Source organism: Streptomyces hainanensis, assembly GCF_004348415.1.
GTDB lineage: Bacteria > Actinomycetota > Actinomycetes > Streptomycetales > Streptomycetaceae > Streptomyces > Streptomyces hainanensis.
The window spans coordinates 1-13,025 of record NZ_SMKI01000214.1 but is presented as its reverse complement, the minus strand read 5'-3'; the positions used below and the strand labels follow the sequence as shown (position 1 = coordinate 13,025).

Here is a 13,025-nt window from a genome sequence, read left to right as displayed (position 1 = left end):
ACGGTGGGGCATGAGGGCCTTCTGATGCTCGGTGGAGATGTCGCAATCCACACCGAAGCCGGAAGGCCCTCACTCGTTCAAGACCACGACCACATGTCGTCCGTCACCAACCTCCGTGGACAGAACACCTAGGGCCGCGCCACACCACTCGGCGAAGGGTGCCGCCGGCGCAGCGTCGCGCTCCTCCCGGATGGAATGCGCCAGCCGGGCGAGGTCGCGCATCGGCGCCTCGGAGATGTACTTCGCGAGCTTCGGCGAGGTGAGTTCGGCTGGGGACGAGATGACCTGGTTCCGTCGCAGGTGGCGCATGAACATCTCGTTCGCCCGCGGCCGTGCCACGGTCACGGTGAGCGCCAGGAGTTCGGGAGAGAGGAACTCCTTCAGCCTCGGCGGAAGAACGACAGCGAGTCGCGCGTCACGGTCCTCTATCACCGCGCGGAAGGCTGAGAGTTCACGCCGCAGCCGAACGAAGCGGAGAGAGTCGGTGGCCGAGAGGTCGAGCAGGATGCGATCGCCTTCGCCAACCACGCCGCCGTCCAGACCGGCGGCGTCCTGGTCTCCGCCCACGTCGATCTCATGCAACCGAACGCTGATGGGGCCCAGTTCGTAGAGCAACATCCTGGCCGCCGCGCGTCGGCCGGTTCCCGGCTGGCCCGAGACCAGGACGGTGCCGTGGTCGTGCAGCGTCTGCCGGGCTCGGCCGAACCGTGGGGGCGGGACGAAACGCTGGAACAGCAGGTTGAGGTCTCGTTCCGCGACCGCTCTGGCATCCTGGCCGAACGTGCCGAGTCGCTGGTAAGCCTCCGCCAGTACGTTGAGGTTGTAGTTGTACTGGTGTCCTGAGCCGGTGTTGATCGGACCGTCGCCCTGCCCAATCAGCGTGCCTAGGTCCGTCATTGCCCGGTCTCCGGCCGGCGGAGCCTCGTGCCGAAGTTCTGCTGGATCCCGCCGTGTTCCCGACCGCCGACGATGTTCCCGTCGCCCTTGGCCTGAGGCCCGGTCACCCGGTCGCCCTGGATCTGGTCGCCTTCGATCAGGTTTCCCGAGCCGGTGTGCAGCGGGCCGCTGGTGTGTCCGAGGATCGTTCCTGCGGTGCCGATGCTACCGATGGTGCCGATTCCCCCGGTTTGTCGCGTACTTTTCTCCGAACCGGGCTCAGTTGATCCGTCCGAGCGCTCCTGCTTGTCGGGGTCGACAGCTCCCGGCTCCGGTCCGCGGTCAGCCGTAGCCAGCGCCGGCACCTGTCGGGCGAGCCAGTCGCCGATCGCCGCAAGGTCCTGTCGAGCCGTGCGCGGCGTGTACCGCAGGTACTGGCGTTCCGCCAGTGCCACGAGCGAGCCGGGAAGCCGGTCTGGATCCAACTGCCCCACCGTACGGCCGAGTAGAATCGGAGCGACGGCGACGCCGTGGTCGAACGCCTCCTCGATCTCCCTACGGACCCAGTCGTTCTCGTCGTCGAGCGCCCGCGCCCCTGGCTGCCTCCGGTCAGGGGTGTCCAGCCAACGCTCACCAATCAGCGCCAGCAGGACGTTACTCCGGCGCACTCCCTTGTCGAGGGCGTTGATGTAGTTCTCCCCGGGCTCGATCGACCTAGCCGCCAGGAAGACGTTGCTCTCGCCGAACCGGCGCGCGAGCTCGTCGTAGATCGCATACGCGGCATCCTTACCGTCACCCGTGCGATAGTTGATGAACACTTCAGGCATGGAGAATTTCTCCCTTGGTTCGAGTTCGCTGTTCGGTCGCCGGCTCGGCGCGAGGTCCCGGGTTACGCGTGCGTCAGCGCGGCCGTGAGGTCTGGGCTGAGGGCACGCACTGCCGTGTGGCCCCGGTGCCGGCCGAGGACCCGGGCCACACGGCGGAGATCAGCGGAGATGGTGCTGGAGTGCACCATGCCTGCCTGTGCGAGCAAAGGTCCCAGCAGCGCACAGGCGTGATCGATCTCGCCGCCCGCCGCGTGGGCGAGTGCCAGTCGGATCCCGTGCCGGGTTCGAGTGCGCACCGCGTGGGCCGGTATGCGTGCCGTCTCCGATGCCAAGAGCTCGGCCGCTTGCTGCGGCCGTCCAAGGTGATACAGACACCATCCGGTATAGGTCGATACGACGTCGGGAAGGTGTGAGGCCCCGAGGACCGGGGTATCAGGATCCGCCCCATCGAGAGCCAAGAGTTCACGAGCCCGATCCAGGCTGCGCATGGAGGCGCGATGATTGCCGCTGAGGGCGTGCCCCTGTGCCTGCTGCTGCGCGGCCAATCCTCGGATCCGGGGCGGCGCATCACTGTTGAGAGCATGCTCCGCCAGCTCAGCGGCCATCGCCACGTCGCCGCGCAGCAAGCTGACCAGACCACGTCGCACCAGGCCGTAGGCCGCGAGGTTCGAGTCGCCACCGGCGAGCGCCAGTTCCACGGCTCGGTCGGTCCACCACAGAGCGGCTTCGTCCTCCCCGGCTTCCTGGGCCATCCAGCCGGCGTACTCCGCGAATCGCGAAGCGAGTACCAGCAGTTGCGCCCTCGTGCGCGGACCCGATCGGAGTGCCAGCTGCTCGATCCCGTGGGTCTGTGCGATCAGCGGAGGTAGAACCAGCCCGGGGCCGGAGGTCTGGCCGAGCCGCCGGAACTGGGCGAACAGCGATCGGGACGCCTGGATCAGACTCACACCCTCGGCTTCCGCGAACGAACGAGGCCCGCGCATACCGAGCGCGAGCATCGAACCGGCTCCGATCGCGCTCGCGTGGCGCCGACCGATGGCCTCGAAGCGACTCGTCCCGTTCTTGTTCATGCGCAACGACCACACCTCGCCGTCGTGACTCGTGGTGGAGAGCCTGGTGGACACCCCGCACTCCGGCACAAGGGCGGCGAGCACGCCGCCGGCTTCGAGCGCGGTGTCACAGAGTCGAGCCAGCTCGGATGTGGGACGTTTCCGCCCCGTCTCGACCTTGCTCAGATGGCTCTTGCTGTAGTGCACCAGGGTGGCCAGGCGATCGAGCGTCAGCCCGGCCGCTAGGCGTAACCTGCGGAGCTCAGGCCCGAACTGAGGAGCGTTTCCGGGCGCGGACGCCTCCGAAGAGCCGCTCTGGCCGAGTGGCCCCGAGGCATCGCCTAACAGACTGCGGTAGGCCGAACCGGCCGGACAAGGCGACTGAGGTTGTTTCCCGTTTCCCATACGGAGAGCGAACAGGCGTCAGCCGAACGTGTCGAGAGCGTCCTCGGTTCAAGAGAGCGAAGAGATGCCGGAGTCCAGTGAGGCACATTCGAAGTGCCGATAGCACTCACGTGTGCTACCGCCCCAAGAGCTGCCACTCGCCTCGGAGGTTCGGACCATGGGGCCTCACAGGGTCGGCGCCGACTGTTGTCGAGGCAGAGCCAACCTCTCGTGACCGGCTCGCGGTCTCACACCCCCCAGTAGCCGGGGGACTCCTGGCCGGCCGGCAGCGCGTGCTGGGCGGGGACGGGCGCCGGGACGTACCAGTCGCTGCCGTAGAGGACCTGGCACATGCCGGTGAGCAGCCGCGCCACGTCCGCCTGGGGGCGGACGACGAGGCGGAGGTAGGAGCTGCTGCTGTGCAGCTTGTTGCCGCACTCGCGGACCAGCACGCCGTGTTCGGCGAGCAGTCGGTCGCGGAGGAGGGCGCCGTCGACGCCCTCGGGGAGCTTGACCAGGATGAAGTTGCCCTGGGAGGGGAAGGCGGTGATGCCGGGCAGCTTGCTGAGCTGGCGCAGCATCTCCTGCCGGTCGGCGTGCACCTGCTGGAGGCTCCGTCGGTACTCCTGGCGGTGCTCCCTCAGCGCGAACACCACGTACTCGGCGAGGGAGTTGAGGTTCCACTTGGGCAGCGCGTCCCGTACCTTCCTGGCGAGTGCCGGGTTGGCGACCAGGTAGCCGAAGCGGATGCCGTGCAGGCCGAAGTTCTTGCCGAGGCTCTTCAGGACGACGACGTTGGGCAGCAGCACCGCCTCCTGGGCGACGCTCGGGTTGGGCTCGCTGCTGACGAACTCGATGAAGGACTCGTCGACCACCACCAGGTCGAGGTCGATCAGGGCGTGCAGCATGCTGATGACGGCCTGGCGGGGCAGGTAGCCGCCGTCGGGGTTGTTGGGGTTGCAGATGACGGCGGTGCGGGAGCCCCTGGACTGCACGAACGAGACGAAGGCGGCGGGGTCGAGGGCGAAGCCGCGTTCCTCGGGCAGCGGGAACATGTCGACCCGCTTGCCGGTCTCCATGGGCTGGTCCGTCCAGCGGCCGAAGGTGGGCACCGGGATGGCGAGGCTCTCGCGGACCAGCAGGTGGTCGATCCAGGTGATCAGCTCGGTCGAGCCGTTGCCCATGGCGACGGTCTGCGGGTTGAGGCCGAGCACGGAGCACAACTCGGCCGCGATGGTGTCGGCGCCGCTCGGGTAGTAGGTGAGGATGCCGCGCAGCTCACGGGCCAGCCGGTCGAACATGGCCGGGGTGGGGAAGTACGGGTTGCAGGGGATGCAGAAGTCGACGGTGCCGTCCGCGCCGCCGGCTCGGGAGAGCGAGAAGAACGAGGGGCTGTGGGCGGTGCTCGCCTGGAACAGCTGCCGCACGTTGTCGGGCCGGCCACCGCCGTTGGTGGTGGCGAGGCCACCGGCGCCCTCCGACGGGTTGATGGCGACGGTCAATCCGACGACCTCCTCGGTCACTTCGCTGCCCGGGGCGACAGCCCTCCGCTCCCCCGGTGTCCCCGAGGGTGGCACCGGGAGGGCGGCGGGAGCGCGGAATGCGTCAAGGTGGATAAGAAACCGGGGTCACTCCGCCCGCAGCGCGGTGGCGGTGCGGACCCTGGCCGCCCAGCCGGCCGGCAGCAGCGCGCCGAGGACGGCGATCAGCGGGCCGCCGACGCCGAGCGCGAGCAGGGCCGGCACGGCGTAGACGTCGGTGATCGAGTCGGGCAGGACGAGTCCCGCGGCGTCCCCCATGGCGGGCAGCACCAGGTCGTGCAGGGCGACGCCGAGGGGGACGCCGAGGGCGCCGCCGACCAGGCCGGGCAGCAGCACCCCGGTGACGACCATGGCGACGGTCGCCGCCGGCGTCATGCCGAGCGCCCGGTGGATGCCCAACTCCCGTGCGCGTTCCCTGGTGTCGAGCACCACGCCGTTGAGCACGCCGAGCGCGGCCACCACGACGAGCAGCAGGGTGAGGAGCCCGGCCAGCGCGTTGAGCGCGGCGATCTGACTGCCGCCGTCGCCCAGTCCGCCGGTGGTGGCGGTGACGTCCAACGGGCCCAGTGGTTCGTTGAGTTCGGCCGCGTAGCGGTCCGGGTCCGTGCCGGGCTCGACGGCGACGTGGTAGGTGAGCGGGGTGAGGTCGGGCAGCGCGGTGGCGACGCTGGCGGTGTCGGTGAAGAGCTGCCGACCGTCGTACCGGGGGTCGAAGACCTCGCCGACGATCCGCAGCGTGACGGATCCGGCCCCGCCGTCCAGGGTGACGGTGTCACCGACCCGGGTGCCGGTGATGGTCAGGAACGGGGTGGGCACCACGGCCTCGCCCGGGCCGGCGAACCAGCGCCCGGAGATCATCCGGTAGCCGCCCCAGGAGGCGTCGCCGGTGAAGGCGTTCACGGCGACCTCGCCGGAGAGGCCGGGGACGGTGAGGGTGCCGGGGGCGGTCGCGTACCAGGCGCGGGTGCCGTCCGTGGCCTCGATGGCCGCGGCGACCTCGGCGGCGACCGCTCCGGGGTCCGGCCGGTCGCCCGAACCGGCGTCCGCGCCTTCCTCGCCTTCCTCCCCTTCCTCTCCGCCCACCGCGTCCGGGGCGCTCGGGCCTTCCGGGGCGCCGGGGCCGCCGAGTGGCCGCCGCAGCAGGTCGACGATCACGTCGGCCTCGTCGTGGTTCCTGGCCGACGTCACCTCGACGAGCGAGGCGGCGAGGCCCACGGTGAAGGTGACGGCGGTGGTGCCGAACACCACGGCCGCGCCCATCGCCAGGGCGCGCGCCGGCCGGGCGAAGGGCCGGGCCAGGCCGAGGCCGAGCGGCCGCCCCAGCCGGAGGCGTTCGATCAGCCGGGCGGCCCGTCGGCCGCGGGCCGCCGCCGGCACCCGGCCGAGGGCGAGGGCGTCCATGGTGCGCAGCCGGCCGGCCCGCCAGGCGCAGGCCACCGCGGTCGCGGTCACCACGCCGAGCACGCCGAACACCACGCCGACGTCGACCCGCAGGGCGACGGTCAACCCCGCGGTGACGAAGGCGGATTCGGCCTCGGCCAGCACCGGGACGGCGAGGAGGTGGCCGGCGCCCACCCCGAGCCCGGCGCCGACGGCGGCCGGCAGCAGGGCCTGGAGCGCGTGCGCCCACACCACCTGGGTCGGGGTGAGGCCGACGGACTTGAGGATGCCGATCCGGCGCAGCCCGGTGCCCACCGCGCCGGCCACCACGTTGCCGACCACCAGCACCGACATGGCGAGGCCGAGCACGCCGAAGGCGACCACGAAGGGGACGAACAGCGCGGTCTCGCGTTCGACGGTCTCCCGGACGGCGAGCCAGGACGTGGCGCCGGTCACCGCGTTCGCCACGTCGCCGGCCGTCACCTCGGCCCGTGCGGCGGCGATCCGCTCCTCGGTGTCGGCGGCGGCCAGGCGGTAGAGCAGTTGGAAGCCGCCGGCCTCGTCGGCGGGCAGCAGGTCGGCCAACTGCCGCGGCGTCACCCAGGCGTCGGCGGTGCGGGTGACGGAGCGGGCCACGCCTACCACGTCGAGCGTCGGCTCACCCGGCAGCTCGGGAACGCCGATTCGGGCGCCCAGCAGGCCGCCGAGCGGCCCGTCGGCCGAGACCACGATCTCGCCGGGACCAGCCGCCCACCGTCCGTCGGTCAGCGCCAGGTCGTCGACCGCGCCGGTGGGCTCGGCCCGGCCGACCACGGTCAGCGGCGGGCCGGGCCGGCCGGCGCCGGTCATGTTCACCGGCGAGCCGGGGGCGCGCTCGACCACGGGGGCGATGGTGGCGGTGGGGAACGGCCCGGCCCACTCCGTCACGTCGGCCGCCACGGCGGCGGCCGCGGCGGCGGCGAGCTCGTCCGCGGTGACGGCACCGGCGTCGAATCCCAGCGTCAGGTGGGCGCCGTGCTGCCGCGCGAACGCGTCGTCGAACGGCCCCCGGGCGGCGGCCAACAGGGTGCCGGCCAGCACCGCCGAGGCCACCGCGACCAGGGTGGCGAGGCCGATCACCACGGTCGGCACCCGTCGACGGGCCACACCGGACCGGACGACCAGGGCGAGCACGCTCATCGGGCCGACTCCTCGGCCGCGCCCGCGGTGGCCCTGTCGTCGGCGACGATCCGGCCGTCGACGAGCCGGACCGTGCGCCGGGTGCAGGACCTGGCGATCGCCGGGTCGTGGGTGACCACGACCACGGTCTGGCCCTCCGCGTTGAGATCCCGCAGCAGCTCGGCCACGTCCTGGCCGGCGGCCGAGTCCAGGGCGCCGGTCGGCTCGTCCGCCAGCAGCAGCGGCGGCCGGTTCACCAACGCCCTGGCCACCGCGACCCGTTGCCGCTGACCGCCAGAGAGCCGGCCCGGGTAGGTGCCGGCGTGCCGGGCGAGCCCGAGGACTTCGAGCAGTTCGTCGGCCCGGCGGCGCGCCGGGCCGCGCGCCATGCCGGCCAGCCGGGCCGGCAGCGTGACGTTGTCGGCGACGGTCAGGTCGTCGAGCAGGTTGAAGAACTGGAAGACCATGCCGACCGTGGACCGCCGGTAGCGCGCGGCGCCGGCCTCGCCGAGCCGGTCGACCCGGGTGCCGGACACGGCGACCGTGCCGGCGTCCGGGCGGTCGAGGCCGGCGATCAGGTTGAGCAGCGTGGACTTGCCGCTGCCGGACGGGCCGACGATCGCCACCGCCTCGCCGGCGGTCACGGTCAGCGTGGCGTCGTCGAGCGCGGGCGGCCCACCGTCGTAGCGGCGGCTGGCGCCGCGCACCTCTATCAGCGGGGTGGTCATGGTCGGGCTCCCTTGCTCCTGGGTCGGTCGTCCTTCGAGCCCTGGACGCTAGGCGTGCTCCCCCGGCCGGCACGTCGGCCGCGCGGGGCAGTTCCCGTACCGCGCGGGGAGGATGGCGTGCGGCGTCATCCCCGCGGTGTAGTCCCCCGGTCTACGGCGTGGCCGCCGGACCGTCTCCCGGGTGGATGGCAGCGGTCGGCGGCGCGACCAGAATGAACGGTGTGACGAACACGTGGACGCCGCCCCTCGCGCGGTTCCGGGAGGCCGCCGGGCGGTTGACGCGTCCGAGCGGCCCGCCCCCGCGGCCCACCCGGTCCGCCCTGGCCTGGGACGCGCTGCTGGCGCTGGTGCTCGGCGTCGCGATGATCGACTACGCCCTCGACGCGGCGGACGGTCGGCGGCAGATCGGCCCTTACGGCGTGTCCGTCGTCATCCAACCGATGAACGCCGCCCTGCTGGTGACGCTCGCGGTGGTCGCCTCGTCCGCCCTGGCGCTGCGCCGCCGCTACCCGCTCGCCGTGCTGTGGGTGGTGCAGGTCGCGGCGATGCTGACCCCGCAGGAGGTGCCGCGGCTCACCTTCTACGCGTTGCTCGTGGCGGTCTACAGCGCCGCCACCCACAGCCCCTACCGGGTGCTGACGCTGGCCAGCCTGCCGGTCTCGCTGTTGCCGTTCGGCATGTCGGGGGACGCGGCGTCGCCGGTGATCCCGGCCGGGCCGGTGCCCGCGGTGGTCTCCGACGAGTACGTGCCGCTGCTGATCCTGGTTCCCATCGCCGTGATGGCGGACGGGCTGCGCCGCTGGAAGCGGCGGACGGACGAGAGCCACGCCCGGCTGGCGGCGCTCGAACGCGAGCGCGACGCGGCGCTGCGCCGGGCCGTCGAGCACGAACGGGCGCGGATCGCCCGGGAGTTGCACGACGTGGTGACGCACAACGTGAGCGTGATGGTGATCCAGGCCGGCGCGGCCCGCACCATCATGGCGGCCGAGCCCGAGCGGGCCGGCGCGGCGCTGCGGGAGGTGGAGGCGGGCGGCCGGGCCGCGTTGTCCGAGCTGCGGCACGTGATGGGCCTGCTCACCATGGACGACGAGCGCTCCGGCGGCACCGAGGAGTTGACGCCGCAGCCGGACCTCGACCGGCTGCCGGCGCTGGTGCGGCGGATGCGTTCCTCCGGGGTGGCGGTCGAGCTGGCGGTGGCGGGCGAGCCGCGCCCGTTGCCGCCCGGCATCGAACTCGCCGCCTACCGGGTGGTCCAGGAGGCGCTGACCAACGCGGTGAAGCACGCGTCGGGCGCGGACGTCCGGGTCACGGTCGACCACGGTACCGAGCGGCTGCGGGTCGCGGTGGCGGACGCCGGTGGCGAGCCGGGCCCCGGCGCGGCCGACGGCGGCGGCCGGGGGCTGCTCGGGCTGCGCGAGCGGCTGTCGGTCTACGGCGGCACCCTGACCGCCGGCCCGCGCCCGCTCGGCGGCTACCGTGTCGAGGCCGAGATACCGCTGGCCCCGGGGGAGGAACCATGAGCGAGCCGCCACGGGTGCTCATCGCCGACGACCAGACGTTGGTGCGCACCGGCTTCCGGATGATCCTGGCGGCCGACGGCGTCGAGGTGGTCGCCGAGGCCGCCGACGGGGGCGAGGCGGTGGCGGCGGTGCGGCGCACCAGGCCGGACGTGGTGCTGATGGACATCCGGATGCCGGAGCTCGACGGCCTGGAGGCCACCCGCCGCATCCTGACCGGAGCTCCCGGGGAACCGCGGGTGATCATGCTGACCACCTTCGACCTGGACCGCTACGTCTACGCGGCGCTGTCCGCCGGCGCCAGCGGCTTCCTGCTGAAGGACGTGCCCCCCGAACACCTGGTGGCGGCCGTCCGGTTGGTCCGCTCGGGCGACGCGCTGCTCGCGCCGTCCATCACCCGCCGCCTGGTGGCCCGCTTCGCCCGCCGGGACGGCGCCCCCGCGGCGATCCACCGCGACCTGGCCGCGTTGACCCCGCGTGAGCTCCAGGTGCTCGGGCTGCTGGCCAGGGGGCTGAGCAACGCCGAGCTGGCCGGCCGGCTCCAGCTGTCGGAGGCCACCGTGAAGACCCATGTCGCCCGGGTGCTGGCCAAGTTGCGGCTCCGCGACCGCGCCCAGGCCGTCATCGTGGCCTACGAGACGGGGCTGGTGAGCGCCGGCGAGCGGGACGGGCCGGCCGAGTAGGGGCGTGTCCGGTCCCACGACTGGACAACCAGCCGAACCACCCGACACTCTTGTCATGGACGCGATTGGGAGCGCTCCCGGACGGCTCAACGGATCACCCGCCACCGTTCAGGAGGAGAGACAGTGACGTCACGTCGGGACGATTCCCCGGTCACCGGGGAACAGCAGCCGAGTCGAAGGTCCGTACTGGCGACGATGGGCGCCCTACCGGTGCTCGCCGCCGCGGCGCCGACCGCGGCGGCGTCGAGCGCGGCGGCGTCGAGCGCACCGCCGGTGGCGGCCGCCGCCGACGTGATCGTCGATCCGTCGGCCGCGCGGCAGACGATCCGCGGCTTCGGCGGCATGAACCACACGGTCTGGATCAGCGACCTGACGGCCGCCCAACGCGACACGGCGTTCGGCAACGGCGAGGGGCAGCTGGGCTTCACCGTGCTGCGGATCCCCGTCCACGAGGACCGGAACAACTGGACACGCGAGGTCGCCACCGCCCGCCGCGCCGTCGAACTCGGGGCGACCGTCATCGCGTCGCCGTGGAATCCGCCCGCCCAGCTGGTCGAGACGTTCGTCCGCGGCAGCCAGACGAACGCGCGTCGCCTGCGGTACGACAGCTACGCCGCCTACGCCCGACACCTCGAGGACTTCGTCGTCTTCATGCGGAACAACGGGGTGAACCTGTACGCGGTCTCCGTGCAGAACGAGCCCGACTACGCACACGACTGGACGTGGTGGACCCCCACCGAGATGATCCGGTTCCTGCGGGAGAACGCCGGCTCCATCTCCACCAGGGTCATCGCGCCGGAGTCCTTCCAGTACGTGAAGAGCTTCTCCGACCCGATCCTCAACGACGCCCAGGCGCTCGCCAACGTGGACATCCTCGGGGCCCACCTCTACGGCACCCAGTTCCAGAACTTCCCCTACCCCCTCTTCAAGCAGCGGGGCGCCGGCAAGGAACTGTGGATGACCGAGGTGTACCACCCCAACAGCAGCGACTCCGCGGACCTCTGGCCCCAGGCGCTGGACGTGGCGGAACACATCCACCGGGCCCTGGTGGACGCCGAGTTCCAGGCGTACGTGTGGTGGTACATCCGGCGCGGCTACGGGCCCATGCGGGAGGACGGACGGATCAGCAAGCGCGGCGCGGGCATGGCGCACTTCTCGAAGTTCGTGCGCCCCGGGCACGTGCGGGTCGACGCGACCCCGAACCCCCTGTCGAACGTCTACGTCTCGGCCTACCGGGGCACCGGGTCCCGGATCGTCGTGGTCGCCGTCAACAAGGGAACCTCGTCGGTGAGCCAGCCGTTCACCCTGCGGAACACCTCCTCGGCCGGCGTGTCCTCCTGGCTGACGGACGGCAGCCGAACGCTCGCGGCGCAGGGCCGGGTCGGCCTGTCGAACGGCGTCTTCACCGGCCAGTTGCCCGCGCAGAGCGTGACGACGTTCGTGACGGAGTAGCGCACACCGGCGTGCGCGGCGGCGGGTCGGCGGGTATCCGCGCCAGCGCGGCGACATCCCCCGTCCGGCCCCTCGGCGGGCCCCGGCAGCCTCAGCAGGCAGGCAGTGCGCCGGCGCTCACCCGGCGGGTAACGTGGGGATGTCGCCGCCCTGTCCCGTCAGCGCAGCCGGGGTTGGCGAGGGCCACGACATGGGCGTGGGCGTCCCGTAGGGTCGGACGCCGCTGGCCCGGTGCCGGTCCCGCTGGGCCGGCCCCCGTCCGAGGACTCGTCCCAGGAATCCGAGGAGCACGCCATGAACCAACGACGCCGCCTGACCGCCGCACTCGTGTCGGTCTGCGCGCTCATCGCCACCGGATGCTCGTTATCCGGGAGCGACACCGCCGGCGACCGGCCCGCCGCGGCTTCGACGCCCACCGAGACGTCCCCGTCCGAGACAGCCGGATCCGAGGACTCCGAAGCGTCGTCCGAGACACCCACGACCCCGGCCGAGGAAGTCGAGGAAGTCGAGGACGCCGAGGACGCCGAGGACTCGGCGCAACACCCGTCGCTCTCGGACTACTTCGACCAGGTGCCGGACGCCTCACCCGTCCGCCTCGGAAGGGTCCGCGAGGAGACGGCGGCCTACACCTCCTATGACGTGAGCTACGACAGTGACGGACTCCGCATCACCGGTGTGCTCAACGTTCCCACCGGTCCGGGCCCGTTTCCGGCGGTCGTCCTGGCCCATGGGTGGATCGAGCGCGACGTCTACGTCACCGGGCAGGGCATGACCCGCGAGCGCGGCTACCTGGCCGAGCAGGGGTATGTCGCACTGCACGTCGACTACCGTGAACACGCCGAATCGGACGACGACCCCGAGCTGGTGCGCCAGTTGTACCGCGGGTACGCCGTCGACGTACTCGGCGCGGTCTCGGCGCTCCGGGCGTCCGACCTGCCCGTCGACGACGAGCAGATCGCCCTGATGGGGCGCTCCATGGGCGGCAGCGTGGTGCTCCAGGCACTCGTGATGGCGCCCGGGTTCGTCGACGCCGGCATCGTCTACTCCGGACAGTCCTCGCTGGAGTCGGACAACTACCGGCAGTGGGGCGGGCCTTCGGGCGACTACGCCGACGAGTTCGCGAGCCTTCACGGCACACCCGACGAGAACGCGGCGGCCTGGCGGGACATGTCGCCCCGCCCCTACTTCACCCGCGTCACCGAACCGGTCCTGATGATCCACGGCACGCGTGACGAGCAGTGCCCGGCCGAGTGGGCCAGCGCCACGGAGGCCGCGCTCGCTGAGGCGGACGTCGACGTCCAGCTCAACTGGTACCGCGACGAGCGTCACGCCTTCATCCCGCAGTTCGACCAGTCCATGGCGGACAGCGTCGCGTTCCTCCAGCGTCGCCTGACCTGACCGCCTCCGCACAGGTCCAGTCCCCCCGCGCC

The 13,025-nt window shown here is 72.2% G+C and carries 9 protein-coding genes and 1 pseudogene; 4 read left to right on the top strand and 6 right to left on the bottom strand.

Annotation, left to right across the window (positions count from 1 at the left end):
- Positions 1-69: 69 nt before the first annotated feature.
- The 6 genes and pseudogenes from E1283_RS19995 to E1283_RS19970 all read right to left on the bottom strand — a co-directional run bounded on the left by E1283_RS19995 (position 70) and on the right by E1283_RS19970 (position 7,943).
- Positions 70-897: an nSTAND3 domain-containing NTPase gene (locus E1283_RS19995; RefSeq protein ID WP_132819470.1), complete on the bottom strand. Its 828-nt coding sequence runs from the start codon at positions 895-897 to the stop codon at positions 70-72.
- Positions 894-1,703 carry a toll/interleukin-1 receptor domain-containing protein gene (locus E1283_RS19990; RefSeq protein ID WP_132819469.1) on the bottom strand — a complete coding sequence of 270 codons (810 nt, stop codon included), beginning with the start codon at positions 1,701-1,703 and terminating at the stop codon, positions 894-896. Before E1283_RS19990 ends, E1283_RS19995 begins: the two co-directional genes overlap by 4 nt.
- 62 nt (positions 1,704-1,765) lie before the next feature.
- Positions 1,766-3,100: a helix-turn-helix domain-containing protein gene (locus tag E1283_RS19985; protein WP_425086204.1), complete on the bottom strand. Its 1,335-nt coding sequence runs from the start codon at positions 3,098-3,100 to the stop codon at positions 1,766-1,768.
- Between the two features lie 335 nt (positions 3,101-3,435).
- Positions 3,436-4,563: pseudogene (locus tag E1283_RS19980) on the bottom strand (pyridoxal phosphate-dependent aminotransferase); the annotation flags it as partial.
- A 201-nt stretch (positions 4,564-4,764) separates the two neighbouring features.
- Positions 4,765-7,236, bottom strand: a complete 2,472-nt coding sequence (locus E1283_RS19975; RefSeq protein WP_207930465.1) for an ABC transporter permease — start codon at positions 7,234-7,236, stop codon at positions 4,765-4,767.
- Positions 7,233-7,943 (bottom strand): ABC transporter ATP-binding protein, encoded by a 711-nt coding sequence (locus E1283_RS19970; RefSeq protein ID WP_132819467.1) that lies wholly within the window; start codon positions 7,941-7,943, stop codon positions 7,233-7,235. Before E1283_RS19970 ends, E1283_RS19975 begins: the two co-directional genes overlap by 4 nt.
- Positions 7,944-8,164: 221 nt before the next feature.
- Between E1283_RS19970 and E1283_RS19965 the strand changes: the two genes are divergently transcribed.
- The 4 genes from E1283_RS19965 (at position 8,165) to E1283_RS19950 (ending at position 12,993) form a co-directional block, all read left to right on the top strand.
- Positions 8,165-9,463 carry a sensor histidine kinase gene (locus E1283_RS19965; RefSeq protein ID WP_425086203.1) on the top strand — a complete coding sequence of 433 codons (1,299 nt, stop codon included), beginning with the start codon at positions 8,165-8,167 and terminating at the stop codon, positions 9,461-9,463.
- Complete coding sequence (locus E1283_RS19960; RefSeq protein ID WP_132819465.1) at positions 9,460-10,143, top strand: response regulator; 684 nt, start codon at positions 9,460-9,462, stop codon at positions 10,141-10,143. The genes E1283_RS19965 and E1283_RS19960 overlap by 4 nt, the downstream gene beginning before the upstream one ends.
- A 195-nt stretch (positions 10,144-10,338) precedes the next feature.
- Entirely contained in the window at positions 10,339-11,595 is a 1,257-nt protein-coding gene (gene xynC / locus E1283_RS19955) for a glucuronoarabinoxylan endo-1,4-beta-xylanase XynC (RefSeq protein WP_207930466.1), read from the top strand.
- Positions 11,596-11,889: 294 nt separating this feature from the next.
- Entirely contained in the window at positions 11,890-12,993 is a 1,104-nt protein-coding gene (locus E1283_RS19950; RefSeq protein WP_132819463.1) for an alpha/beta hydrolase family protein, read from the top strand.
- The last annotated feature ends 32 nt before the right edge of the window (positions 12,994-13,025 follow it).

What these genes read in the sequence shown, in the direction of transcription:
- E1283_RS19995 (WP_132819470.1), bottom strand. Translation starts at nt 897, where the DNA reads ATGACGGACCTAGGCACGCTGATTGGGCAGGGCGACGGTCCGATCAAC.
- E1283_RS19990 (WP_132819469.1), bottom strand. Translation starts at nt 1,703, where the DNA reads ATGCCTGAAGTGTTCATCAACTATCGCACGGGTGACGGTAAGGATGCC.
- E1283_RS19975 (WP_207930465.1), bottom strand. Translation starts at nt 7,236, where the DNA reads ATGAGCGTGCTCGCCCTGGTCGTCCGGTCCGGTGTGGCCCGTCGACGG.
- E1283_RS19970 (WP_132819467.1), bottom strand. Translation starts at nt 7,943, where the DNA reads ATGACCACCCCGCTGATAGAGGTGCGCGGCGCCAGCCGCCGCTACGAC.
- E1283_RS19960 (WP_132819465.1), top strand. Translation starts at nt 9,460, where the DNA reads ATGAGCGAGCCGCCACGGGTGCTCATCGCCGACGACCAGACGTTGGTG.
- xynC (WP_207930466.1), top strand. Translation starts at nt 10,339, where the DNA reads ATGGGCGCCCTACCGGTGCTCGCCGCCGCGGCGCCGACCGCGGCGGCG.
- E1283_RS19950 (WP_132819463.1), top strand. Translation starts at nt 11,890, where the DNA reads ATGAACCAACGACGCCGCCTGACCGCCGCACTCGTGTCGGTCTGCGCG.